Annotated in this window: 24 protein-coding genes; 14 read left to right on the top strand and 10 right to left on the bottom strand. The window is 66.4% G+C overall.

The genetic code is table 11. From position 1 onward, the window contains the following. Window positions 1-736, bottom strand: a 736-nt coding sequence (locus tag RN02_RS13675) for a GMC family oxidoreductase (protein ID WP_043314970.1), incomplete at its 3' end; no start/stop codon positions are given. Between the two features lie 132 nt (window positions 737-868). Here RN02_RS13675 and RN02_RS13670 point away from each other — a divergent pair. From RN02_RS13670 to RN02_RS13665, 3 genes are all read left to right on the top strand, one after another. After that, window positions 869-1768: a LysR family transcriptional regulator gene (locus tag RN02_RS13670; RefSeq protein ID WP_043314969.1), complete on the top strand. Its 900-nt coding sequence runs from the start codon at window positions 869-871 to the stop codon at window positions 1766-1768. 63 nt (window positions 1769-1831) lie between these two features. Beyond that, window positions 1832-3016, top strand: coding sequence for a hypothetical protein (locus tag RN02_RS33250; protein ID WP_152623758.1), 1185 nt, complete (start codon window positions 1832-1834; stop codon window positions 3014-3016). Window positions 3017-3279: 263 nt separating this feature from the next. Continuing rightward, complete coding sequence (locus RN02_RS13665; protein WP_236695185.1) at window positions 3280-3771, top strand: BRO-N domain-containing protein; 492 nt, start codon at window positions 3280-3282, stop codon at window positions 3769-3771. Window positions 3772-4127: 356 nt separating this feature from the next. Here RN02_RS13665 and RN02_RS13660 read toward each other — a convergent pair whose 3' ends face one another. From RN02_RS13660 to RN02_RS13645, 4 genes are all read right to left on the bottom strand, one after another. Continuing rightward, on the bottom strand, window positions 4128-4670 hold the full coding sequence (locus RN02_RS13660; RefSeq protein WP_043314968.1) for a topology modulation protein: 543 nt from the start codon (window positions 4668-4670) through the stop codon (window positions 4128-4130). Window positions 4671-5068: 398 nt separating this feature from the next. After that, window positions 5069-5551, bottom strand: a complete 483-nt coding sequence (gene eco / locus RN02_RS13655) for a serine protease inhibitor ecotin (RefSeq protein WP_043314967.1) — start codon at window positions 5549-5551, stop codon at window positions 5069-5071. A gap of 120 nt (window positions 5552-5671) precedes the next feature. Next, on the bottom strand, window positions 5672-6397 hold the full coding sequence (locus RN02_RS13650; protein ID WP_043314966.1) for a DUF533 domain-containing protein: 726 nt from the start codon (window positions 6395-6397) through the stop codon (window positions 5672-5674). Window positions 6398-6492: 95 nt separating this feature from the next. Beyond that, the gene (locus RN02_RS13645) at window positions 6493-7215 is read right to left on the bottom strand and encodes a tellurite resistance TerB family protein (RefSeq protein WP_043314965.1); all 723 of its coding nucleotides are present in this window, start codon (window positions 7213-7215) and stop codon (window positions 6493-6495) included. A gap of 311 nt (window positions 7216-7526) precedes the next feature. Between RN02_RS13645 and RN02_RS13640 the strand changes: the two genes are divergently transcribed. From RN02_RS13640 to RN02_RS13605, 8 genes are all read left to right on the top strand, one after another. Further along, window positions 7527-8438 carry a LysR family transcriptional regulator gene (locus tag RN02_RS13640; RefSeq protein WP_009616507.1) on the top strand — a complete coding sequence of 304 codons (912 nt, stop codon included), beginning with the start codon at window positions 7527-7529 and terminating at the stop codon, window positions 8436-8438. Window positions 8439-8552: 114 nt separating this feature from the next. Then, window positions 8553-10061: a gamma-aminobutyraldehyde dehydrogenase gene (locus RN02_RS13635; protein ID WP_043314964.1), complete on the top strand. Its 1509-nt coding sequence runs from the start codon at window positions 8553-8555 to the stop codon at window positions 10059-10061. Window positions 10062-10180: 119 nt separating this feature from the next. Next, window positions 10181-11326 (top strand): putative ABC transporter substrate-binding protein YdcS, encoded by a 1146-nt coding sequence (ydcS, locus tag RN02_RS13630; protein WP_043314963.1) that lies wholly within the window; start codon window positions 10181-10183, stop codon window positions 11324-11326. A gap of 218 nt (window positions 11327-11544) precedes the next feature. Continuing rightward, window positions 11545-12573 carry an ABC transporter ATP-binding protein gene (locus RN02_RS13625; protein WP_043314962.1) on the top strand — a complete coding sequence of 343 codons (1029 nt, stop codon included), beginning with the start codon at window positions 11545-11547 and terminating at the stop codon, window positions 12571-12573. A 1-nt stretch (window position 12574) separates the two neighbouring features. After that, window positions 12575-13525, top strand: a complete 951-nt coding sequence (locus RN02_RS13620) for an ABC transporter permease (RefSeq protein ID WP_043314961.1) — start codon at window positions 12575-12577, stop codon at window positions 13523-13525. Next, window positions 13515-14336 (top strand): ABC transporter permease, encoded by an 822-nt coding sequence (locus RN02_RS13615; RefSeq protein WP_043314960.1) that lies wholly within the window; start codon window positions 13515-13517, stop codon window positions 14334-14336. Before RN02_RS13620 ends, RN02_RS13615 begins: the two co-directional genes overlap by 11 nt. An 85-nt stretch (window positions 14337-14421) precedes the next feature. After that, window positions 14422-15846: a gamma-aminobutyraldehyde dehydrogenase gene (locus tag RN02_RS13610; protein ID WP_043314959.1), complete on the top strand. Its 1425-nt coding sequence runs from the start codon at window positions 14422-14424 to the stop codon at window positions 15844-15846. Between the two features lie 39 nt (window positions 15847-15885). Then, a complete protein-coding gene (locus RN02_RS13605) occupies window positions 15886-16362 on the top strand; it encodes an ester cyclase (RefSeq protein WP_043314958.1) in 477 nt (158 codons plus the stop codon). A 270-nt stretch (window positions 16363-16632) separates the two neighbouring features. Here the strand turns inward: RN02_RS13605 and RN02_RS13600 are convergent, their stop codons facing one another. The 4 genes from RN02_RS13600 to RN02_RS13585 all read right to left on the bottom strand — a co-directional run bounded on the left by RN02_RS13600 (window position 16633) and on the right by RN02_RS13585 (window position 19749). Beyond that, window positions 16633-17670: a zinc-dependent alcohol dehydrogenase family protein gene (locus tag RN02_RS13600; RefSeq protein ID WP_043314957.1), complete on the bottom strand. Its 1038-nt coding sequence runs from the start codon at window positions 17668-17670 to the stop codon at window positions 16633-16635. Window positions 17671-17747: 77 nt separating this feature from the next. Further along, entirely contained in the window at window positions 17748-18077 is a 330-nt protein-coding gene (locus tag RN02_RS13595; RefSeq protein WP_009616491.1) for a hypothetical protein, read from the bottom strand. Window positions 18078-18213: 136 nt separating this feature from the next. Then, the gene (locus tag RN02_RS13590; protein ID WP_043314956.1) at window positions 18214-19320 is read right to left on the bottom strand and encodes an NADH:flavin oxidoreductase/NADH oxidase; all 1107 of its coding nucleotides are present in this window, start codon (window positions 19318-19320) and stop codon (window positions 18214-18216) included. Window positions 19321-19422: 102 nt separating this feature from the next. Next, window positions 19423-19749 carry a ferric uptake regulator family protein gene (locus tag RN02_RS13585; protein ID WP_225617182.1) on the bottom strand — a complete coding sequence of 109 codons (327 nt, stop codon included), beginning with the start codon at window positions 19747-19749 and terminating at the stop codon, window positions 19423-19425. A 211-nt stretch (window positions 19750-19960) separates the two neighbouring features. On the opposite strand from RN02_RS13585, the gene RN02_RS13580 reads away from it, so the two are divergent. Genes RN02_RS13580 through RN02_RS13570 form a run of 3 tightly spaced genes read left to right on the top strand, consistent with a single transcriptional unit; the run spans window position 19961 to window position 21974 of the window. Next, window positions 19961-21133, top strand: a complete 1173-nt coding sequence (locus tag RN02_RS13580; protein WP_043314955.1) for a PepSY-associated TM helix domain-containing protein — start codon at window positions 19961-19963, stop codon at window positions 21131-21133. A 5-nt stretch (window positions 21134-21138) separates the two neighbouring features. Next, window positions 21139-21669 carry a hypothetical protein gene (locus RN02_RS13575; protein WP_043314954.1) on the top strand — a complete coding sequence of 177 codons (531 nt, stop codon included), beginning with the start codon at window positions 21139-21141 and terminating at the stop codon, window positions 21667-21669. Then, complete coding sequence (locus tag RN02_RS13570; protein WP_043314953.1) at window positions 21666-21974, top strand: hypothetical protein; 309 nt, start codon at window positions 21666-21668, stop codon at window positions 21972-21974. Before RN02_RS13575 ends, RN02_RS13570 begins: the two co-directional genes overlap by 4 nt. Window positions 21975-21984: 10 nt before the next feature. Here the strand turns inward: RN02_RS13570 and RN02_RS13565 are convergent, their stop codons facing one another. Then, window positions 21985-22734 (bottom strand): AraC family transcriptional regulator, encoded by a 750-nt coding sequence (locus RN02_RS13565; protein ID WP_043314952.1) that lies wholly within the window; start codon window positions 22732-22734, stop codon window positions 21985-21987. Window positions 22735-22766 lie beyond the last annotated feature (32 nt).

Below are 22766 nucleotides of genomic sequence, written 5' to 3'. Positions count from 1 at the left end.
GTTCGGGGGGGGCGCCCTGCCAGTCCACCACAAGGCCTTTGGCTCGGCCGTCTTCGAGGATCAACTGCTGCGCCTCGACATTCGTCAGCACCAGCAGGTTCGGGCGCTGCTCTACCGGGCGCAGGAAGGCCTTGGAGGCGTTCCAGCGCACACCGCCGCGCTGGTTCACCTGGAAGTAGCCGCAGCCTTCGTTGTCGCCGCCATTGAAGTCGTCCACCGAAGCGATGCCGGTCTGCGCCGCCGCCTCGCGGAAGGCATCGAGGATTTCCCAGGACAGCCGCTGCTGCTCCACCCGCCATTCGCCGCCGCCATGGTGGATGGCGCTGTCGCCGGCGAAGTGGTCCTCCATGCCGAGGAACAGCGGCAGCAGGTCGTTCCAGCCCCAGCCGGAGTTGCCCTCGGCGGCCCAGCCGTCGTAGTCGCGGGCCTGGCCGCGCATGTAGATCATGCCGTTGATCGACGAGCAGCCGCCGAGCACGCGGCCGCGGGGGTACTTGATGGCGCGGCCGTTGAGGCCGGGCACCGCTTCGGTGTCGAAGCACCAGTCGGTGCGCGGGTTGCCGATGCAGTAGAGGTAGCCGACGGGGATGTGGATCCAGGGGTAGTTGTCTGGGCCGCCGGCTTCGATCAGCAGCACGCGGTTGGCCGGGTCGGCGGACAGGCGGTTGGCCAGCAGGCACCCGGCGGGGCCGGCCCCCACGATCAGGTAGTCGAAAGCGTCCAGTGCCTGGGGCATGGGCTGACCTCCAGTTGTTCTTATAGTCAGTCGTTCTTATCGATGCGTCGCTTGAGGCTAGCCGCTCATTCGCGATAAAAAAACGAACATTTCGAGTCAGCTGCTGATCGTTTTCTAACAACGGAGCCCGCCATGTTCGACTGGAACGACCTGCGCTACTTCCTCGAACTGCACCGCAGCGGCCGCCTGCTGGCCACCGCGCGCAAGCTGAACACCACCCACGCCACCGTGGCCCGGCACATCGAGAACATCGAGCGCGACCTGGGCACCCAGCTGTTCGCCCAGCACACCGGCGGCTACCAACTGACTCCGGCGGGCCTGGCGCTGCTCAAGCACGCCGAGGCCATGGAGAACACCGCCCTGCTCGCCCAGGAGGAAATGAGCCAGAGCATCAGCCCCCTGGGCCAGGTGCGCCTGGGCGTGACCGAGGGCCTGGGCACCATGTTCCTCGCCCCGCGCCTGGGCGAGCTGATGCGCCAGTACCCGGGCCTTGAGCTGGAACTGGTGTCGGTGCCGCGCTTCGTCAGCATCACCAACCGCGAGGCGGACATCGCCATCACCCTGGAAAGGCCCAACGCCGACCTAGTCATCAGCCGCCGCCTGACGCGCTACCGCCTGAGCCTGTTCGCCAGCCCCGCCTACCTGGAAAAGGCCCCGCCCCTGCGCGACCGCGACGACCTGTGCAAGCACCAGTGGATCGGCTACGTGGACGACCTGCTGTTCAGCCAGGAACTGATGTTCCACCACAGCTTCTGCCGCCACCCCCAGGTGGTGTTCCGCAGCACCAGCGTGGTGGCCCAGCAACAAGCCGCCCAGGCCGGCGTCGGCCTGGCCATCCTCCCGCAGTTCATGGGCCTGCACGACCCGCTGCTGGTGCCGGTGCTGCCGGAGGAATTCATCGAGCGGGAGTACTGGATGTGTACGCGACGGGAGTTGCACCGGTCGGTGCGGCTGAGGTTGGTTTGGGATTTTCTGGTGGGGTTGTGTGAGCGGGAGCAGGGGATTTTGGTAGAGGGACAGGGTTCAGCTTAAACGCAGCAGAGAATTCCGGCCGCCCTTCTAGCTAACTAATCAGACAAGATACGGAAACCATACATGCGGATATTTAAAAACGGGAAAAACACTTCATTAAATGCATGTGTCGGAAAAAATGGCTGGCCCGGCACTAGCTATTATGCAAATGGCTTTGATGAAGCGACCCACACTTTATGTCAAAGCGTAATAGCAAGAGGAGTTGACCCAGACGAGATAATTTATCCTATAGTTTTCTGTGCCAGACACCGAATTGAGTTATTTCTAAAAATTCAAATAAAATCAATAGAAAGAATAAAGGGAGACATAACCGTATCTGACCCAAAGCTGATTAAGACTCACAATCTTTATAGATTATGGACAATGTACAAAGATGCCGCCAACTCTTGCGACCCAAGATTCCATAATATTATATCAATCCTCGAGCCATCGATCCTAGAATTTTCCGCTGTAGATTCAACAGGGGAAACTTTTAGATACGCCTATGACAATGAAAATAGAAAGCACCTAGAAGATACCGTATCATTAATAAATATCGAGACCTTCTATTCCGCCTTTATTACTCTATCCGAGCAAATAAAAAAAGCCGAAATCATCTGCGACGTGCTTATTCAGGAGTACAAGACCGGAACCTTCACAAAAAACGCCTCGAGAGATGTAATTGAAAAAATATCGCTAGAACTCCCTCCCCAAAAAACCTGGAGGGAAATAAACTTCACAGAATTAAAACAAAAAATTGCAAAAAAATATAACTTAAGCCAGCGTGCGCTATCAGAAATAATAACAAAAATAAAATCCCACAATGAATTATCCCATAATATTGGCGAAGAACTCCCAATCAACGAAATATCTAAAGAAAAAATACTAAAATTCCTTAAACTTCGCTCTCAAACAAATAAGGAGTTCTCAGGAAACAACTGGCGCGAGGCATTGCTTTCCGACCGTCCTGTCGCGCGAGAGTTGCATACCACACTTCGCAACGAGTACTCGACGCACGAGATCGCAGCACTTTTAGCCCTAGCAGAAATCAGCTCTAAGCTGCGCTACTCAGAAGACTACCAGTCATCCCTAAAGCAATTTGAGAGCGAGACAAGCAACATAATAGAGCTTGCTGAGTACCTAGAAGGCAAAAGCCTAATCGCACAAAGAATTATTGACGGACTAAAGAAGCTAAGACAAGAAACGATCCTTAAATACATTTCCACCGCAGGAATCGATGTAGGAAATTTCCCGTGGCGTAATAGATGATAATTAATAACAGAGAAGCAGTTGACCTGTTCCGTTTTACGATCTAGATTCCGCTCCGGTGCTGAACACACCTCTCACAGCGGAACGACGCATGCTCGAAAGCATGCGCACTAGGCGGCTATAGCCTTTGCTATGGCCGGGTAGCGCGCAGCTATAAAACACCTGAAAGGGAAAATCTGCGGGCCGTCTGTGAGCGGTGTTCAAGTACCCGGCCACCCTCTCTGAACAAGGGGGTGCATTGAACAATCTCACAGGAAATCACTATGACCATGGATACTCTCACTGCCATTGCGCAGCCTTCAGCCCTCCCTCTCATCCCCACCCACTTCTATCGCCACAAACGCCGCCTCCGCGCCCTGCTGATCGAAGGCCAACCCTGGTTCGTCGTGCGCGACCTGAGCAAGCTGATGAACGCCTTTCTGCAGGATCGCCTGGCGCGCAATCTCGATCCGGATCAGTTGCGTCGCGCCATGCTGCGCAATGACAACGGCTTGGCCGAAGAGGTGGAGCTGCTGAGCGAGTCCGCGGTGTATGCCGTGCTGATTCTTTTCCACCATCCGGAGAACCGTGGCATTCGCCAGTGGATCAGCAATTCGGTGGTGCCGAGCCTGCGGGATGCGGCTGCGCCGGCGCTGGGTGAGGTGCCGCAGCGGCGGTTGCTGCGTTGGGAGCAACAGCAGTTGAGCGTGCTGGATTGGCAGGGGCAGGTTTGGGTGCCGCTGCCGGAGTTGGCGCAGACGATGCGCTTGGGTTGAGGTCGGCGCCCCGTGGCTTGGGCTGCGGGGTGCTTTTGTAGGAGCGAGCTTGCTCGCGAAGGGAGTTTCCCGGTCATGCCGGTGCCAGGCATGAGAGCGCCCTCTCCCTAACCCTCTCCCTGAAGGGAGAGGGGACCGTTGGGCAGAGTTGGATGTCATGGTGTTAGCCGGCCACGATGGTGGTTTCCGGCTGAAACCATCCTTCCCCACTGGTACGGACAAGCTCCCTCTCCCTTCAGGGAGAGGGCTGGGGAGAGGGGACGGGTTCAACCGAAAACACCAGAATCGCCGGCGAGCCTCCTTCGCGAGCAAGCTCGCTCCTACCAGCGCGGTATTGACGACTCAGGTCTCTGCACTCAGAGGTTGTGTTCCGCTGTCGCAGACGGATTCCAGTCCAACTCCCGGAGAAACTGCCTGACCTCACGCCGCGAGCGCAGGCGGATGATGCGCCGCCCCTGCCGGTGCGCATCCAGCAATTCCATCACCTTGGGGCGGCTGCCCTTGGGATAGTTCCAGATCCAACTCAGGAACGCCGGGTCGGGCAGTTGCTCGGGGCAGCCTTCGGCCATGTCCGGGCGGACTCGGCCGCGGTAGCGGAAGCCGCGCCAGAGGGCGCGCCACAGGCAGAGCAAGGGTGGCAGGTCGAGGAGGATCACGGTGTCGCAGGCGGCAAGGCGCTGCGCCAGGGTGCCGGAGTAGTTGCCGTCCATCACCCAGCGCTCGCCCTGGCAAAGCACCTGTACGCGGGCCTGCCAGTCCGGTTTTTCCGGCTCTTGCCAGCCGGGCTGCCAGTACAGGGCGTCCATGTGGATGACCGGTAGCGCCAGGCGCTGGCCAAGGGTGGCGGACAAGGTGCTCTTGCCGCTGCCACCGGAGCCGATGATCAGGATTCTTTGCACAGAACTCTCCCTGTTGGCCTGCTGTAGGGCGCGTATTGTGCTGCAACCCTGCCGTTGACGTTAAGTGAGTCCAGGCGAACTGCATCGCAGGCCGAACCGTGGCGCTCTTTGTAGGATGGGTGGAGCGAAGCGATACCCATCGCCGTGCTTGGCCGGGCGCCAGCAGTGCTGGCGGGATCACGGACGGAGTCCGCTCCTACAGGTCGCCGGAAAACACGGCATGCCTCTCCCCGTAGGAGTGGACCTTGTCCGCGATTGCCGGAGGTTTCGGCGCGGATCGCGGATAAGATCCGCTCCTACGCTACCCCACCTGCACCATTCCCATGTAGGAGCGCGCCCTGCGCGCGAATCGCGGGCAGGGCCCGCTCCTACAGGATGCATGGGTTTGGTCGGGGGGTTTATTCGGCGCGGGCGTGTTCGACCTTGTCCGAGGCGGACCAGATGCGGTAGCGGACTTCGATGTCTTTCGGCGCGTAGATCACGATCGGCAGCTTGCTGTTGTAGCGCAGCAGGAAGCCGTCGCCGACCACCGGTACGAAGTCCTTCCTGCTGGTGCCTTGCGGGCAGGCCATCAGGGTGCTGGCCGGGCCGCCGACCTTGTCCAGGCGGTAGTAGGGGTAGCCCCAGCCTTCCAGGGTCTTTTCTTCCAGGCTGCCGCCCAGGCGCTGGCGGTTGCAGTCGACGGTGAGGGTCTTGCCGGCCAGGACTTCGACCTTGAAGTTCTCCTCGTGGGCTTGCTGCGGCAGGTGGATGACCTGGCGCACGAAGCCGTCTTCGGCCTTGGGATAGGGCGCCACGTCTTCGAGTTTGGCGGCGTTGGCCAGGCTGGCGGTGGTGCTGAGCAGCAGCGCGGTGCAGAGGGTGAAACGGGTGAAGGGCATGACGCCTCCTTGCCGGTTGAAGGGCGAACGCATCGCGCAGGATGCATTCGTCCGGGTTGATTGCATCCCTTCGACCATGCGCCTGTGCGAATGCGCGGCCCGGGGCCGCGCGAAGTTGTTTCAGGCTACTTCACCGCCGGTCTTGGCCTGCTGTTCCAGGTGCGCCTGCAGCTCCGGGTCGAGCTGCAGTTGGTAGGCCAGTTCGTCCAGGTAGTTGCGTTCGCTTTCCTGCTGGTCGTCCACCAGCATCACGCTGGCCAGGTACATTTCCGCGGCCTTGCCCGGGTCGCCTTGCGCGGCCTGGGCCACGTCGGCGGCTTCGAGGGGTTTCTGCACTTCGTTGTCGAGCCAGGCCTGCAGCTCCGGTTCGCCGGCGTGGCGGGAGATTTCCGCGTAGATCGCCTGCTTTTCCTTGTCGTCGATGCGGCCGTCGGCCTTGGCCGCGGCGATCAGGGCGATGAGGATGGCATGGCTGTGGGCCTCGGCTTCGTCGCCGGAGAGCTGGTCGACGGTGGTCGGCGGCTGTTGCTGCGCGGCGGCCGCCTGTTGCTGCTGCCAGTTCTGGTAGGCCTGGAAGGCCATCATGCCCAGGGAGGCGAGCATGGCGTAGTTGACCCCGCCGCCGCTGGAGCGGCCCTGGCTGGCCGGGGCGCCGCCGCCGAGCATGCTGCCTAGCACGCCACCGAGGCCACCCAGGCCTCCGGCCGCTGCGCCGCCGCCGGTGGCTCCGCCGAGCAGGCCGCCAAGCAACCCGCCAAGGCCACCCAGGCCGCCTGCGCCGCCCTGTTGCGCCTGCGCGCCCTGGCCGGCCCGCAGCAGTTGTTCCAGCAGATCCGTGGTGTTCATGGCAGCGCCCTCGGCGTGGTTGCAGTCAGGCAACGATAGTCCCGGTGGCGGATTCCGCCAATGCCGTCCGGGACTATTCAGGGGCGCGCTGAGAATCAGGCCGGCAGTGCCTGCAGGGCCTTCTGCGCCTGGGCTTCCAGCTCGGCCTTGAGGCCCGGGTCGAGGCTCAGCTGGCGGGCCAGTTCGTCGAGGTAGGCGCGCTCCATGTAGTTCTCCTCGTCGACCATCAGCAGGCTGGCCAGGTACATCTCGGCGGCCATTTCCTCGCTCTGCGCGGCCCCCGCCACTTCCCGCGGGTCCAGCGGCTTGGCCAGTTCGCGGTCGAGCCAGCCCTGCAGTTCCAGGTCGCCGGTAAGCTTGGCGATCTCGCCGTCGATCAACTGGCGCTCGCGGGCATCGATATGGCCGTCGGCCTTGGCTGCCGCCACCAGGGCGCGGAGGATGGCGTGGCTGTGGGCCTCGGCTTCCACCGGCGGCAGGCGGTCCACCGTCTGCGGTTCGCCGCGCGGCGCGCTGGCCTGCTGGCGCTGCCAGTTGCCGTAGGCCTTGTAGGCGATCACCCCGAGGGCGGCCAGGCCGCCGTAGGCGACGACCTTGCCGCCCATCTTCCGCGCCTTCTTGCTGCCCAGCAGCAGGCCTAGCGCGCCGGCGGCCAGGGCGCCGCCACCGGCGCCGGAGAGCAGGCTGCCGAGGTCCAGGCCGCCCTTGCCGGCGCCCTGCCCGGCCTGGGCTTGGCCGCCGGTCTGGGCGAGCCCCTTGTTCTGCAGGAGTTCCTGGCCGGATTTGAGCAGTTGGTCGAGCAGGCCACGGGTGTTCATGGCGGTCTCCTGGGTCGGTAGAGGGAAACCTCGACTCTAGCGCCCGCTCCCGTATGTGCGCAGGCGCAGAGTGCTTCGGGATATTGCCGGGGAGTACGAATCGCGGGCAGGGCCCGATCCTACAGGTGCAGGAGAACGTCGTCGTAGGACGGGTTGAGCGAAGCGATACCCATCGACCCCCGCGGCGGAACCCGTTCGCGAGCAAGCTCGCTCCTACGAAGAGCGGGCGGGTTGGGCGGGTTCTTTCATTCGATTTAAAAGAATGCTCCTATAGATTTTCGATAAAGCACAAAAGCCATGGCCCGCCACCCATGATGACCCTGCGCCAGATCCGCCATTTCATCGCCGTCGCCGAGACCGGCTCGATCTCCGCCGCCGCCCAGGCGGTGTTCATTTCCCAGTCCACCCTGACCCTGGCCATCCAGCAGTTGGAGGAGGAGATCGGCGTGCGCCTGTTCGAGCGCCACGCCAAGGGCATGACGCTCACCCACCAGGGCCACCAGTTCCTGCGCCAGGCGCACCTGATCCTGGCCACGGTGGAGAACGCCAAGCGCAGCCTGCAGCAGAGCACCGACAAGGTCGCCGGCAGCCTGACCATCGGCGTGACCAGCCTGGTCGCCGGCTACTACCTGGCCGACCTGATCACCCGCTTCCAGCGCGCCTACCCCAACGTGCAGACGCGCGTGGTGGAGGACGAGCGGCCTTATATAGAGCACCTGCTGGTGAGCGGCGAGATCGACGTCGGCGTGCTGATCCTCTCCAACCTGGAAGACCGCCACGCCCTGCAGACCGAGGTGCTCACCCACTCGCCGCACCGCCTCTGGCTGCCGGCCCAGCACCCGCTGCTGGAGCGCGACAGCATCGGCCTGGCGGACGTCGCCGGGGAGCCGCTGATCCAGCTCAACGCCGACGAGATGGGCTTGCACACCCAGCGCATCTGGTCGCGCGCCGGGCTGGTGCCGCAGGTGACGCTGCGCACCGCCTCGGTGGAGGCCGTGCGCAGCCTGGTGGCCGCCGGCCTCGGCCTGTCGATCCAGCCGGACATGACCTACCGCCCCTGGTCGCTCGAGGGCGACATCATCGAGGCGCGCCCGCTGGTGGACCTGGGCGAGCCGCTGGATGTCGGCCTGGCCTGGCGCCGCGGCACGGCGCGGCCGGCGCTGGTGGACCCGTTCCTCACCGTGGCCCGCGAACAACCAAACGCCAAGCGGCCCTCCATCTAGCAGCATTCGATTTAATCGAATGCCACTTTCAGTATTTAGAATTTGTCGACCTCAGGCCCGGAATCTAGTCTCTGGCTTCATACAGAAGGGCCGGGCAACCCACCGGAGCAGCCCATGGCCCCCGAATACAAGACCGAGAAGAAAAGAGCCGCGAAGATGAACGCCCTGGCGAGCACCCCGACCCTGTACACCGAGCTGCTGATCGACGGTCAGTTGACGCCCGGCCAGGGCCTTGCCGAGGCGATCCTCAACCCCGCCAGCGGCGAAACCCTCGTCTCGGTCGCCGATGCTTCCCCCGAGCAGATCGAACAGGCCATCGACGCCGCCCAGCGCGCCTTCCCGGCGTGGTCGCGGACCACCCCGGCGCAACGCTCCGCCGCGCTGCTGGCCATCGCCGATGCCATCGACAAGCGCGCCGACGCCCTCGCCCGCCTGGAAGCCCTGAACTGCGGCAAGCCGCTGCACCTGGCGCGGCAGGACGACATCCCCGCCACCGCCGACGTGTTCCGCTTCTTCGCCGGCGCCGTGCGCTGCCAGCAGGGCCAACTGGCCGGCGAGTACGTGCCCGGGCACACCAGCATGGTGCGCCGCGACCCGGTGGGCGTGGTGGCCTCCATCGCGCCCTGGAACTACCCGCTGATGATGGCGGCGTGGAAGATCGCCTCGGCCCTGGCCGCCGGCAACACCCTGGTGTTCAAGCCTTCCGAGCACACCCCGCTGTCGATCCTGGCGCTGGCCCCGGCGCTGGCGGACATCCTCCCGCCGGGCGTGCTCAACATCGTCTGCGGCGGTGGCGAGAACGTCGGCAGCCACCTGGTCGGCCACCCGCGGGTGCGCATGGTCTCGCTGACCGGCGATATCGTCACCGGGCAGAAGATCCTCCAGGCCGCCGCGCGCACCCTGAAGCGCACCCACCTGGAGCTGGGCGGCAAGGCGCCGGTCATCGTCTGCAACGACGCCGATATCGAGGCGGTCGTCCAGGGCGTGCGCACCCACGGCTACTACAACGCCGGGCAGGACTGCACAGCCGCCTGCCGCATCTACGCCCAGGCCGGCATCCACGACCGCCTGGTGGCCGAGCTGGGCGAGGCGGTGGCGAGCATCCGCTTCGCCCGCAAGCGCGATCAGGACAACGAGATCGGCCCGCTGATCAGCGCCCGCCAGCGCGACCGCGTGGCCAGCTTCGTCGAACGCGCCCTGGGCCAGCCGCATATCGAACGCGTGACCGGCGCCGCCGTGCACTCCGGCCCCGGCTTCTACTACCAGCCCACGCTGCTGGCCGGCTGCAAGCAGCAGGACGAGATCGTCCAGCGCGAGGTGTTCGGCCCGGTGGTCACGGTCACCCGCTTCGACCAGTTGGAGCAGGCGGTGGACTGGGCCAACGACTCCGAGTACGGCCTGGCCTCCTCGGTGTGGACGCAGAACCTGGACAAGGCCTTCCAGATCGCCAACCGCCTGCAGTACGGCTGCACCTGGATCAACACCCATTTCATGCTCGCCAGCGAGATGCCCCACGGCGGCCTCAAGCGCTCGGGCTACGGCAAGGACCTGTCCAGCGACTCGCTGCAGGACTACAGCGTGGTGCGCCACATCATGGCCCGCCACGGCGACCGCCTGGATTGAACGCCCCGGCGGGCCCGCCCGCCGGTACATAAGAAATGCCCCGGCGGTACGCCGCGCGAGGGCCGTTGCTCGATTGACACTGCCCCACCAATAGAGACAACAAACGAGGGAGACATCGCATGCGCAAGACAGCACTGTTCAGCGCCATCACCACCGCCCTGCTGGCCAGCGCCGGCGTACAGGCCGCCGACGCCATCAAGGCGGTCGGCGCCGGTGAAGGCCGCCTGGACATCATCGCCTGGCCGGGCTACATCGAACGCGGCCAATCCGACAAGGCCTACGACTGGGTCACCCAGTTCGAGAAGGACACCGGCTGCCAGGTCAACGTGAAGACCGCCGCCACCTCCGACGAGATGGTCAGCCTGATGGCCAAGGGCGGCTACGACCTGGTCACCGCCTCCGGCGACGCCTCGCTGCGGCTGATCTACGGCAAACGCGTGCAGCCGATCGACCCCGAGCTGATCCCCAACTGGAAGAACGTCGACGCGCGCCTGAAGGACGCGCCCTGGTACACCGTCAACGGCAAGACCTACGGCACCCCGTACCAGTGGGGCCCGAACGTGCTGATGTACAACACCAAGGTCTTCCCCAAGGCGCCGGACAGCTGGAGCGTGGTGTTCCAGGCGCAGGACCTGCCCGACGGCAAGCCGAACAAGGGCCGCGTGCAGGCCTACGACGGCCCCATCTACATCGCCGACGCCGCGCTGTACCTGAAGAGCACCCAGCCGGAACTGGGCATCCAGGACCCGTACCAGTTGACCGAGGCGCAGTACGGCGCCGTGCTCGACCTGCTGCGCAAGCAGCATTCGCTGATCCACCGCTACTGGCACGACGCGACCGTGCAGATGAGCGACTTCAAGAACGAGGGCGTGGCCGCCTCCAGCTCCTGGCCGTACCAGGCCAACGCGCTGAAGGGCGAGAAGCAGCCGATCGCCACCGTGTTCCCGAAGGAAGGCGTCACCGGCTGGGCCGACACCACCATGCTGCACGCCGAGGCCGCGCACCCGAACTGCGCCTACAAGTGGATGAACTGGTCGCTGGAGCCCAAGGTGCAGGGCGACGTCGCCGCCTGGTTCGGCTCGGTGCCGGCCGCGCCGGAAGGCTGCAAGGCCAGCGAGCTGCTCGGCGCCGAAGGCTGCGCCACCAACGGCTTCGACCAGTTCGCCAGGATCGCCTTCTGGAAGACCCCGCAGGCCGAGGGCGGCAAGTTCGTCCCGTACAGCCGCTGGACCCAGGACTACATCGCGATCATGGGCGGCCGTTAAGCACGAGGCTTCGCTTCGCGCCTGACTGGCTCCCCTCTCCCTTCAGGGAGAGGGGCTGGGGGAGAGGGCAATGCCCCGTGCCGATGCCAAGGCTCCCCTCTCCCCGTCCCTCTCCCTGAAGGGAGAGGGGGCGCCCAGCCCACCATCCGTTTCTGATTCACCCGATTTTTCCGGGCAGGGCCTTCGCACGCCGAATTCCTGCCCCTGGAGCGTGCCCCATGACCACCCCCGCTGTTCAATTCACCCAGGTCTCCCGCCAGTTCGGCGAGGTGAAAGCCGTCGACCGGGTGTCCATTGACATCAAGGACGGCGAGTTCTTCTCCATGCTCGGCCCCTCGGGCTCGGGCAAGACCACCTGCCTGCGCCTGATCGCCGGGTTCGAACAGCCCTCCTCCGGCTCCATCCGCATCCATGGCGAGGAGGCCGCCGGCCTGCCGCCGTACCAGCGCGACGTCAACACCGTGTTCCAGGACTACGCGCTGTTCCCGCACATGAACGTGCTGGAGAACGTCGCCTACGGCCTGAAGGTGAAAGGCGTGGGCAAGGCCGAGCGGCTGAAGCGCGCCGAGGAAGCCCTGGGCATGGTCGCCCTCGGCGGCTACGGCAGCCGCAAGCCGGTGCAGCTCTCCGGCGGTCAGCGCCAGCGCGTAGCCCTGGCCCGCGCCCTGGTCAACCGCCCGCGGGTGCTGCTGCTGGACGAACCCCTGGGCGCGCTGGACCTGAAGCTGCGCGAGCAGATGCAGAGCGAGCTGAAGAAGCTGCAGCGCCAGCTGGGCATCACCTTCATCTTCGTCACCCACGACCAGAGCGAAGCGCTGTCGATGTCCGACCGCGTAGCGGTGTTCAACAAGGGCCGCATCGAGCAGGTCGATACCCCGCGCAACCTGTACATGCAACCGGCCACGCCCTTCGTCGCCGAGTTCGTCGGCACCTCCAACGTGCTGCGCGGCGACCTCGCCCAGAGCCTGACCGGCAACGCCCAGCCGTTCTCCATCCGCCCCGAGCACATTCGCTTCGCCAGCGGCGAGCGCGGCGCCGGCGACCTGGAGATCAGCGGCCTGCTGCACGACATCCAGTACCAGGGCGCCGCCACCCGCTACGAAATCCGCCTGGACAACGGCCAGAACCTCTGCCTGAGCCAGGCCAACAGCCAGTGGGACGCCGCCGCCGTGGCCCACCAGCCGGGGCAGCGCGTGACTGCGCGCTGGGCGCGCGAGGCCATGGTGGCGCTGAACGAGGGCGCCTGAGATGGAACTGACGATGAACGCGCAGGCGCCCACGACCGGCAAGGGCCCGCTGCGCCGGCTGTCCAACCTGCTGTACCGCAAGCCGACGCTGTACCTCTCGCTGCTGCTGGTGCCGCCGCTGCTGTGGTTCGGCGCCATCTACCTGGGCTCGCTGCTGACCCTGATGTGGCAGGGCTTCTACACCTTCGACGACTTCACCATGACGGTGACGCCGGACCTGACCTGGGCCAACTTCGCCGCCCTGTTCACCCCGGCCAACTTCGACATCATCCTGCGCACCCTGGCGATGGCCATCGCCGTGTCCATCGCCAGCGGCGTGGTGGCCTTCCCCATCGCCTACTACATGGCGCGCTACACCAGCGGCAAGACCAAGGCGTTCTTCTACATCGCGGTGATGATGCCGATGTGGGCCAGCTACATCGTCAAGGCCTACGCCTGGACCCTGCTGCTGGCCAAGGGCGGCGTGGCCATGTGGTTCGTGCACCACCTCGGCCTGCAATGGCTGCTGGACCTGCTGATGGACGTGCCCGGTGTGGGCGGCAACACCCTGTCCACCTCGAACCTGGGGCGCTTCCTGGTGTTCGTGTACATCTGGCTGCCGTTCATGATCCTGCCGATCCAGGCTTCCCTGGAGCGCCTGCCGCCGTCGCTGCTGCAAGCCAGCGCGGACCTCGGCGCGCACCCGCGGCAGACCTTCTTCCAGGTCATCCTGCCGCTGTCGATCCCGGGCATCGCCGCCGGCTCGATCTTCACCTTCAGCCTGACCCTCGGCGACTTCATCGTGCCGCAACTGGTGGGCCCGCCGGGCTACTTCATCGGCAGCATGGTCTACGCCCAGCAGGGCGCGATCGGCAACATGCCGATGGCCGCCGCCTTCACCCTGGTGCCGATCGTGCTGATCGCCGTGTACCTGTCCATCGTCAAACGCCTGGGGGCCTTCGATGCACTCTGACTCCTCATCTCAAGAGAAGGCTTCCTGGGGCCTGAAAGCCGCCGCCTGGGGCGGGCTGGTGTTCCTGCACTTCCCGATCCTGATCATCTTCATGTACGCCTTCAACACCGAAGACGCCGCGTTCAGCTTCCCGCCACAGGGCTTCACCCTGCACTGGTTCAGCGTCGCCTTCGGCCGCCAGGACGTGCTGGAGTCGATCAGCCTGTCGCTGAAGATCGCCTGCATCGCCACCCTGATCGCCATGCTCCTGGGCACCCTGGCAGCGGCCGCGCTGTACCGCCGCGACTTCTTCGGCAAGGAGGGCATCTCGCTGATGCTGATCCTGCCCATCGCCCTGCCCGGCATCATCACCGGCATCGCGCTGCTCTCGGCGTTCAAGACGCTGGGGATAGAACCGGGCTTCCTGACCATCGTCATCGGCCACGCGACCTTCTGCGTGGTGATCGTCTACAACAACGTGATCGCCCGTTTCCGCCGCACCTCCCACAGCCTGATCGAGGCCTCGATGGACCTGGGCGCCGACGGCTGGCAGACCTTCCGCTACGTGATCCTGCCGAACCTCGGCTCGGCCCTGCTGGCCGGCGGCATGCTGGCCTTCGCCCTGTCCTTCGACGAGATCATCGTCACCACCTTCACCGCCGGCCACGAACGCACCCTGCCGATCTGGCTGCTCAACCAGCTGACGCGCCCGCGCGACGTGCCGGTGACCAACGTGGTGGCCATGCTGGTGATGCTGGTGACCATGCTGCCGATCCTCGGCGCCTACTACCTGACCAAGGGTGGCGAGGGCGTGGCGGGGAGTGGCAAATAGAACCCCTCAGGACTGCCGCAAGCGGCGGCCCCACAAGAAAGACCAACGATTACGCCACAAGCTCCTGACCAAGAGGACTTAAAGAATGCAAACCAAACTGCTGATCAACGGCCAACTGGTCGCTGGCGAAGGCGAGAAGCTCGCCGTGCTCAACCCCTCCCTGGGCACCACCCTGGTGGAAATCGCCGAGGCCACCCCGGCCCAGGTCGACGCCGCCGTGCAGGCCGCCGACGCCGCCTTCGACGCCTGGTCGCAGACCGCGCCGAAGGACCGCTCGCTGCTGCTGCTGAAACTGGCCGACGCCATCGACGCCCACGCCGAGGAACTGGCGCGCCTGGAATCCAACAACTGCGGCAAGCCCTACAGCGCCGCGCTGAACGACGAACTGCCGGCCATCGCCGACGTGTTCCGCTTCTTCGCCGGCGCCAGCCGCTGCCTGCAGGGTTCCGCCGCCGGCGAATACCTGCCCGGGCACACCTCGATGATCCGCCGCGACCCGATCGGCGTGGTGGCCTCCATCGCGCCCTGGAACTACCCGCTGATGATGGTCGCGTGGAAACTCGGCCCGGCCCTGGCCGCCGGCAACACCGTGGTGCTCAAGCCCTCCGAGCAGACGCCGCTGACCGCCCTGCGCCTGGCCGAGCTGATGGCCGACATCTTCCCCGCCGGCGTGGTCAACCTGGTCTTCGGCCGCGGCCCCAGCGTCGGCGAGCCGCTGACCACCCACCCGAAAGTGCGCATGGTCTCGCTGACCGGCTCGGTCGCCACCGGCAGCCGCATCATCGCCGGCACCGCCGACACCGTGAAGCGCATGCACATGGAGCTGGGCGGCAAGGCCCCGGTGATCATCTTCGACGACGCCGACATCGACGCCGCCGTGGAAGGCATCCGCACCTTCGGCTTCTACAACGCCGGGCAGGACTGCACCGCCGCCTGCCGCATCTACGCGCAAAAGGGCATCTACGCCAAATTCGTGGAGAAACTGGGCGAAGCCGTCGCCAGCATCCGCTACGGCGAGCAGGACGACCCGGACACCGAACTCGGCCCGGTCATCACCGAGCAGCACCTGGAGCGCGTCATCGGCTTCGTCGAACGTGCCCGCCAGCAGCCGCACATCGAGGTGGTCACCGGCGGCAAGCGCGCCGACCGCCCCGGCTTCTTCTTCGAACCGACCGTGCTGGCCGGCGCCCGCCAGGACGACGAAGTGGTGCGCCGCGAGATCTTCGGCCCGGTGGTCTCGGTCACCGAGTTCGACGACGAGGCGCAGGCGCTGGCCTGGGCCAACGACTCCGACTACGGCCTGGCCAGCTCGGTGTGGACCAGCGACATCGGCCGCGCCCACCGCCTGGCGGCCCGCCTGCAGTACGGCTGCACCTGGGTCAACACTCACTTCATGCTGACCACCGAGATGCCCCATGGCGGCATGAAGCTTTCCGGCTACGGCAAGGACATGTCCATGTACGGGCTGGAGGACTACACCGCCGTTCGTCATGTGATGTTCAAGCACTGAGGCCCACAACCCGCGGGCGCGCCCGCAACGGAGGCAAGCATGCGTCACCTCGTCAGAGCGTTCTACCTGCTGTCGCTGTTCACCCTCGCCGGCCTGGCCCAGGCTGGCGAGACGCCGAAACAGATAGTCGACGCCTACATGGCCGCGTGGAACGCCCACGACGCCGAGAAGGCCGCCGGCTACCTGGCCAAGGACGCGGAGTACTTCGACGTCACCGTCGGCACCCCGCAGAAGGGCCGCGAGGCCGCGCGCGACAACGTGATCAAGGTCTTCGTCGGCGCCGTGCCGGACCTGAAGTGGAAGATGAACGGCAAGCCCATCGTCGACAAGGACGGCATCGCCTTCCAGTGGACCTTCAGCGGCACCAACACCGGCGCCTGGGACGCGCAGACGCCGGCGACCAACAAGCCGCTGTCGTTCGACGGTGTGAGCTATGTGAAGGTCAAGGACGGTAAGATCGTCTACCAGGGGGATTACTACGACGCCCTTGGGTTGCATAAGCAGTTGGGGTGGTGAGGTTGGCCTGGGGCTGGAAGGTTTGCGCTAGCCCCACCAACCCTCTCCCCCCGCCCTCTCCCTGAAGGGAGAGGGAGCCTTACGGTGTGAAGCGCAACATCGATGCTCGCCGGCAAACACCACCCGTTTCCGCCAGCACGGACAGCCCCCTCTCCCTTCAGGGAGAGGGTTGGGGAGAGGGAAAAGAGTCCCCCCGATACACAACAGCCACCGGTAAACACCCTTCGCGAGCAAGCTCGCTCCTACGAAAAAACGAAAAGCCTCCCGCCATCAAACCTCGATGATCACCTTCAACGCCTTGTTCTGCGCCGCCTTGCCGAAGGTCTCGTAGGCCTGGAGGATGTCGCCCAGGGCGAAGCGGTGGGTGATCAGCTGTTCGGGCTGCAGCTTGCCGGCCTGCACGCTCTTGAGCAGCATCGGCGTGGTCACCGCGTCCACCAGGCGGGTGCGCAGGGTGATGTTGTGCGACCACAGGCGCTCCAGGTGCAATTCCACCGGCACCCCGTGCACACCGAGCACGGCGATGTCGCCGCCGGGTGCGATCAGTTCCTCGCACAGGCTGAAGGTGCTCGGCACGCCCACCGCTTCCACCGCGCTGTCCACGCCCAGGCCGTCGGTCAGCGCTTTCACCTTCTCCAGCAGCTGCGGATCGCCGGCATTGAAGCAGTCGGTGGCGCCGAAGCCCTTCGCCACTTCCAGGCGGTTGTCGTCCAGGTCGATCATGATGATCCGCGCCGGCGAGTAGAACTGCGCGGTGAGCAGCGCGGCCAGGCCCACCGGGCCGGCGCCGACGATGGCTACGTTGCCGCCGGGCTGCACGCGGCCGTTGAGCACGCCGCACTCGAAGCCCGTAGGGAGGATGTCGCTGAGCATCACCATGGCCTCTTCGTCCGCCTCGGCGGGCAGGTGGTAGAGGCTGGTGTCGGCGTGGGGGATGCGCACCTTCTCGGCCTGGGTGCCGTCGATCAGGTGGCCGAGGATCCAGCCGCCGGTGCGGCAGTGCGAGGTCATGCCCTTGCGGCAGAAGTCGCACTTGCCGCAGGCGCTGATGCAGGAGATGAGCACGCGGTCGCCGGGCTTGAACTGGCTGACCGCCGCGCCGACCTGCTCGACCACCCCGACGCCCTCGTGGCCGAGGATGCGCCCGGGTCGGCAGGCCGGCACGTCGCCCTTGATGATGTGCAGGTCGGTGCCGCAGAGGGTGGTGCGGAGCAGGCGCACCACGGCGTCGCCGGGCGCCTGCAGTTCGGGGTCGGGGCGCTCTTCCAGGGCGATGTCGCCGACACCGCGGTAGACCAGGGCTTTCATGGCCGGGCTCCTTTCGGGGAATGGTCAGGACAGGCTAGTCCCGCCCCGGCGGCCAGGGCCTGATCCCGATCAAAGGCTCATTCGGCGCTGGGCAGCTCGGTGATGTGGATTTCCGTCAGCAGCGGCTCGGGCTTGAGCTGGCTGCGCTTGAGCAGCGGGCAGAAGCGCGCCAGGCTGCCGATCAGCTCCCACTGGGTTTCCAGGTCGCCGGCCAGGTGGGCGATGTCGTTCAGGGCGCGCTGGCCGACCTGCTGCAGGTGCGGGTCGGCGCTGCGGCCCAGCTCCAGGGAAAGCTGGCCGATCAGGGTGCTGAGGGCGGACATGTTGCGCGTCGCCAGGGCCAGGATGTTCGCCAGCAGGGCGATCTCCGATTCCGGCACGGCGGCGGGTGGGGTGCGTGCGTCCATGCGTGTACCAGTGGGAAGTGCGTCGTCCTGACGCGTTGCGGCGGAGCATAGCAGCAAAATGCCTGCATGCGATCCATTTCACATTCTGTTGTACGAAAGTGCTGGCGCGCCGCCCGACGGACGGCACGCCATGGCCTCAGGCTTCGCCCAGGGGCTTGCGCATCGGCGTACCGCGCTGGGCCGCGCGCAGGTACTGCGCCGGCCAGGGCACCTGCTGGCCGCCCAGCTCGTCGGCGGCGTTGAGCGGCCAGTAGGGCTCGCGCAGCAGCTCGCGGGCCAGCAGGATCAGGTCGGCCTGGCCGGTGCGCAGGATGTGCTCGGCCTGCACCGGCTCGGTGATCATGCCGACGGTGCTGCTGGCGATCTCGGCCTCCTTGCGCACGCGCTCGGCGAACTGCGTCTGGTAGCCCGGGCCCACCGGAATCTCGGCGTTCACCGCGGTGCCGCCGGAAGACACGTCGATCAGGTCGACGCCCAGGTCCTTCAGGCGCCGGGCCAGCGCCACCGTCTCGTCGGGGTTCCAGCCGTCCTCCACCCAGTCGGTGGCCGACAGGCGCACCAGCAGCGGTAGTTCTTCAGGCCACACCTCGCGCACCGCCTGGGTCACTTCCAGCAGGTAGCGGATGCGGTTCTCGAAACAGCCGCCGTACTGATCGCGGCGCTGGTTGGACAGCGGCGAGAGGAACTGGTGCAGCAGGTAGCCGTGGGCCGCGTGCACCTCCACCACCTTGAAGCCCGCCGCCAGGGCGCGCTCGGCGGAACGGACGAAGGCCTGAGTGACTTCGGCCATCTGCGCCTCGGTCAGCGCCGTGGGCGTGGTGTGCTTGGGGTCGAAGGCAATGGCCGACGGCGCAAACGGCACCCAGCCGCCCTCGGCCACCGGCATGCTCCCCGGCTTGCCCAGCCAGGGCGCGTAGGTGCTGGCCTTGCGCCCGGCGTGGGCCAGCTGGATGCCGGCCACAGCGCCCTGGGATTCGATGAAACGGGTGATGCGCCGCAGGGGCTCGACCTGCTCGTCCTTCCACAGGCCCAGGTCGCGGTCGGTGATGCGCCCCTCCGGAACCACCGCGGTGGCCTCCACCAGGACCAGGCCGGCGCCACCCACGGCGCGGCTGCCCAGGTGCACCAGGTGCCAGTCGTTGGCCAGGCCGTCCTCGGCCGAGTACTGGCACATGGGGGAAACGCCGATGCGGTTAGGCAAGGTCAGTTGGCGCAGGGTCAGGGGCTCGAACAGCTGGCTCATGGCTACACTCCCTCAGGTTCTTTCAACGAATGATCGACACTTCAACTGTAGACCGGGTTGGCCGGCCGACACGTCAATCGTTCGTCCACGAACCCCTGGGCCCTAAGCCAACAGCTCTGTCTCCAGGCCGTAGCGGCGCTGCGCATCGCGACGCAGCACGCCGCTGGCATGCAGCCGGCGCAAGGTCTGGCGCACGCAGTTGGGCGAGATGGGCGCGGCTTCGTCCAGCAGGCGCTGGTGCAGCGCCGACACGCTGTAGAAGCCGCCGGAACAGAGCACGTCCAGTACCTTCAGGCGCGGCAGGCTGCAACGCAGGCCGGCGCGTTCGAGCAGCTTGCGCGCCGGGCGCAGTTCGCGGCGCAGCGCCAGCGGCAGGACCTCGGGCCGGTCGTCGGCGGCCGCGTCGGGGAAGCGAGGGTGGAGGGTCACGAAAGAGTCCTTTTCCGGGCCGCCATTGCGGCTTTCTCTAATGAAGACGAACGAGCGGGGCAAAACCGGCAACCGGAGCGATGAAATAATTTATTGCAAACCCACTGGCCGATTTCTCCGTCTCATCCGTCCTTATCCATAGAATCCCCGGCCAATGGCGGGGCCCCGGCGGCATCGCCGCCTCCTCCACTGCGTGAAGCCTGAAGCCCCCATGTCCAAGAAATCCCGTGCCAGGAACTGGTTCCTGATCCACAGCTGGCTGGCCTTGCCCATCTGGTTCTTCGTCTTCCTGGTGTGCATCACCGGCACCCTGGCCACCGTCAGCCAGGAGATCGTCTGGCTGGCCAACCCGGCCATCCGCGCCAACGCGCCGCCCGGCGACGCCCAGCGCCTGGGCTACGACGCCCTGCTGGCCGCGGTCCGGCGCCAGCAGCCGCAGGCCCATGTGCAAGGCCTGCACGTGCCGAGCGAAAGGCACTTCGCCATAGAAGCCCAGGTCAGCTACCCGGACGCGCGCAACGCCACCCTCTACGTCAACCCGTACAGCGGCGCCATCCAGGGCGAGGCGCCGCTGTTCGACTTCCGCAACTTCACCCGCGCCCTGCACGGCTGGTGGCTGGTGCCCTTCAGCCACGGCTACAGCTGGGGCTGGTACCTGGTGACGCTGCTGGGCCTGCCGATGCTGGCCTCGCTGGTCACCGGGCTGGTGGTCTACAAGCGCTTCTGGCGCGGCTTCCTCGCCCCGCGCCTGCGCCTGAACCAGGGCGCGCGCATCTTCTGGGGCGACTTCCACCGCCTGACCGGCATCTGGTCGATCTGGTTCATCGCGGTGATCGCCGTCAGCGGCACCTGGTTCCTGGTCCAGGCGGTGCTCTACGACAACGCCATTTCCATCTCCAGCGAAGGCGTGCCGGCCATCATCCAGCCCGAGCAGGTGCCGCCCGGCGTCGACGGCGGGCCGCCGCCGCGCATCGGCCTGGACCAGGCGGTAGCCGTCGCGCAGCGCGAGATTCCCGGCTTCGAGCCACGCTACCTGGCGCTGCCGGGCGACGCCTTCGCGCCCATCGGCCTGCTCGGCCACGGCTGGTTCCCGCTGCTGTTCGAGCGCGCCAAGGTCAACCCCTACGACGGCAGCCTGGCCGCCACCCGGCGCCTGGGCGACCGCAGCGGCCTGGAGTTCTTCAGCGAATCCATGCGCCCGCTGCACGTGGGCGACTTCGGCGGGCTGTGGGTGAAGCTGATCTGGTTCGCCTTCGGCCTGCTGCTCAGCCTGATGGTGCTCAGCGGCCTGCAGATCTGGAGCAAGCGCACCCTGCTGGCCACCGCCAAGCAGTTGAAGAAGAAACAACGCGCCCCGCAGCGCGCCGCGGCCCTCACGGAGTGAACGCCATGCCCGCCCGCCAACCTTCGCGCCTGCGCCGCCAGTGGCTGCGCTGGCGTTTCCACCTCAGCGCCCTGCTGGTGCTGATCCCCCTCGGCTACCTGCCGGCGTTCCTCCACGACGCCCGCGTCGACCGCGGCCTCACCGGCCTGGGCGAACGCGAGGTCGGCGAACTGCAGGTCGGCCCCTGGCGCGCGCGCCTGGCCGAATGGGAAGTCGGCGACCCCGAGGACGAAGGCCGCGCCGGCCATCTCAAGGCCTTCACCCTGGCCTGGTGCCAGGGCTGCGAGCAGCGAATCCGCGCGGCCTACCTGCGCATCGGCCGGCCCTACAGCCTGAGCGCCCCCGGCGCGCTGCTCAGCGGCAGCCCGTACCAGCAGTTCACCGAGGTGGCAGTACCGCCACGCGCCCGCGCCGACGACCAACTGTGGCTGACCGTCGAAGCCTGGGACGGCAGCGTGCACCAGGCCAGCCTGCCCCTCGCCGAGGCCTCCCCGTCGCTGGTGGCCTGGCTCGACCGCCAAGGAGCATCCCAATGAAAGCCCTGCTTCCCCTCCTCCTGCTGGGCCTCACCCCAGTGGCCCTGGCCCACGCGCCCTTCCTCGAATGCAAGGCCCTGGACGCCGAGCGCATCCGCTGCCTGGGCGGCTTCAGCGACGGCAGCCAGGCGCAGGGCGTGAAGCTGCGGGTCCTCGGCCATGACGGCCAGACGCTGCTGGAAGAACGCCTGGGCGCCGACTCCAGCCTGACCTTCCAGCGCCCGGCGGTGCCCTACTTCGTGCTCTTCGACGTCGGCCCCGGCTACCGCGCCGAGGTCGACTCCCGCGACATCGCCGGTCCCTGAGGCGGCCGGCTCAACCGCGGCGCAGCGCCCCTGGCGTGAGCCCCAGGTAGCGGCGCATCGCCGTGGTCAGGGCGCTCTGGCTGGAGAAACCGCACTCTTCCGCCACCCGCACCAGCGCCAGGTCGGTCTCGCGCAGCAGGCGCGCGGCGGCGTCCAGGCGCTGCTTGAGCAGGTACTGGTGCGGCGTCAGGCCGACGCTGTCCTTGAACTGGGCGTGGAAATGGCTGGGGCTCAGGCAGGCCACCTGGGCCAGTTCGGCCACCGTGATGCGCCGCGCCAGGTGGCTGCGGATGTGCCCGTCCAGGCGCTGCATGTCCAGCGGGCCGGTGGCCGGCCGGGGCGTCTCGCCGAACAGGCGCAGGTGCAGGGCGCGCAGCAGCACGCCGCCCAGCGCCCTGGCCAGCAGCGGGTCGCTGCCGTAGCGCGCCAGTTCCGCGCCGGCGTAGCTGAGCAGGTTCTGGAAGTCGGCGTCCAGCGTCGGGTAGCGCGGCGCCTCGAACAGCCGCGCCAGCAGCTCGCGGTCCTCGTCCGCCACGCCTGGCGCCTGCAGGTCGAGGATCAGCATGCGGTTGTCGCCCGTGCCGGCGAAGGCGTGCCGGGCGTCGCCCGGCACCAGGCAGGCGCGCATGCGGCAGACCTCGCCGCCGCGCCCGTCGACCTCGAACTCGGCGCGGCCGGCCAGGGCCATCACCAGTTGGTGATGTTCGTGGTCGTGGGCGTGGGACTGCTCGGGCAGGCGAGCGAGACGGGTGTGCAACATCGGCAGGAGGCGTGCGTGGTTTTCCCGCACTC

The sequence above is a fragment of the Pseudomonas sp. PI1 genome (assembly GCF_000812405.1).
GTDB lineage: Bacteria > Pseudomonadota > Gammaproteobacteria > Pseudomonadales > Pseudomonadaceae > Pseudomonas > Pseudomonas citronellolis.
This window is presented reverse-complemented; position numbering and strand designations above follow the sequence as displayed.

What these genes read in the sequence shown, in the direction of transcription:
- RN02_RS13670 (WP_043314969.1), top strand. Translation starts at nt 869, where the DNA reads ATGTTCGACTGGAACGACCTGCGCTACTTCCTCGAACTGCACCGCAGC.
- RN02_RS33250 (WP_152623758.1), top strand. Translation starts at nt 1,832, where the DNA reads ATGCGGATATTTAAAAACGGGAAAAACACTTCATTAAATGCATGTGTC.
- RN02_RS13665 (WP_236695185.1), top strand. Translation starts at nt 3,280, where the DNA reads ATGACCATGGATACTCTCACTGCCATTGCGCAGCCTTCAGCCCTCCCT.
- eco (WP_043314967.1), bottom strand. Translation starts at nt 5,551, where the DNA reads ATGCCCTTCACCCGTTTCACCCTCTGCACCGCGCTGCTGCTCAGCACC.
- RN02_RS13650 (WP_043314966.1), bottom strand. Translation starts at nt 6,397, where the DNA reads ATGAACACCACGGATCTGCTGGAACAACTGCTGCGGGCCGGCCAGGGC.
- RN02_RS13645 (WP_043314965.1), bottom strand. Translation starts at nt 7,215, where the DNA reads ATGAACACCCGTGGCCTGCTCGACCAACTGCTCAAATCCGGCCAGGAA.
- RN02_RS13640 (WP_009616507.1), top strand. Translation starts at nt 7,527, where the DNA reads ATGATGACCCTGCGCCAGATCCGCCATTTCATCGCCGTCGCCGAGACC.
- RN02_RS13635 (WP_043314964.1), top strand. Translation starts at nt 8,553, where the DNA reads ATGGCCCCCGAATACAAGACCGAGAAGAAAAGAGCCGCGAAGATGAAC.
- ydcS (WP_043314963.1), top strand. Translation starts at nt 10,181, where the DNA reads ATGCGCAAGACAGCACTGTTCAGCGCCATCACCACCGCCCTGCTGGCC.
- RN02_RS13625 (WP_043314962.1), top strand. Translation starts at nt 11,545, where the DNA reads ATGACCACCCCCGCTGTTCAATTCACCCAGGTCTCCCGCCAGTTCGGC.
- RN02_RS13620 (WP_043314961.1), top strand. Translation starts at nt 12,575, where the DNA reads ATGGAACTGACGATGAACGCGCAGGCGCCCACGACCGGCAAGGGCCCG.
- RN02_RS13615 (WP_043314960.1), top strand. Translation starts at nt 13,515, where the DNA reads ATGCACTCTGACTCCTCATCTCAAGAGAAGGCTTCCTGGGGCCTGAAA.
- RN02_RS13610 (WP_043314959.1), top strand. Translation starts at nt 14,422, where the DNA reads ATGCAAACCAAACTGCTGATCAACGGCCAACTGGTCGCTGGCGAAGGC.
- RN02_RS13605 (WP_043314958.1), top strand. Translation starts at nt 15,886, where the DNA reads ATGCGTCACCTCGTCAGAGCGTTCTACCTGCTGTCGCTGTTCACCCTC.
- RN02_RS13600 (WP_043314957.1), bottom strand. Translation starts at nt 17,670, where the DNA reads ATGAAAGCCCTGGTCTACCGCGGTGTCGGCGACATCGCCCTGGAAGAG.
- RN02_RS13595 (WP_009616491.1), bottom strand. Translation starts at nt 18,077, where the DNA reads ATGGACGCACGCACCCCACCCGCCGCCGTGCCGGAATCGGAGATCGCC.
- RN02_RS13590 (WP_043314956.1), bottom strand. Translation starts at nt 19,320, where the DNA reads ATGAGCCAGCTGTTCGAGCCCCTGACCCTGCGCCAACTGACCTTGCCT.
- RN02_RS13580 (WP_043314955.1), top strand. Translation starts at nt 19,961, where the DNA reads ATGTCCAAGAAATCCCGTGCCAGGAACTGGTTCCTGATCCACAGCTGG.
- RN02_RS13575 (WP_043314954.1), top strand. Translation starts at nt 21,139, where the DNA reads ATGCCCGCCCGCCAACCTTCGCGCCTGCGCCGCCAGTGGCTGCGCTGG.
- RN02_RS13570 (WP_043314953.1), top strand. Translation starts at nt 21,666, where the DNA reads ATGAAAGCCCTGCTTCCCCTCCTCCTGCTGGGCCTCACCCCAGTGGCC.
- RN02_RS13565 (WP_043314952.1), bottom strand. Translation starts at nt 22,734, where the DNA reads ATGTTGCACACCCGTCTCGCTCGCCTGCCCGAGCAGTCCCACGCCCAC.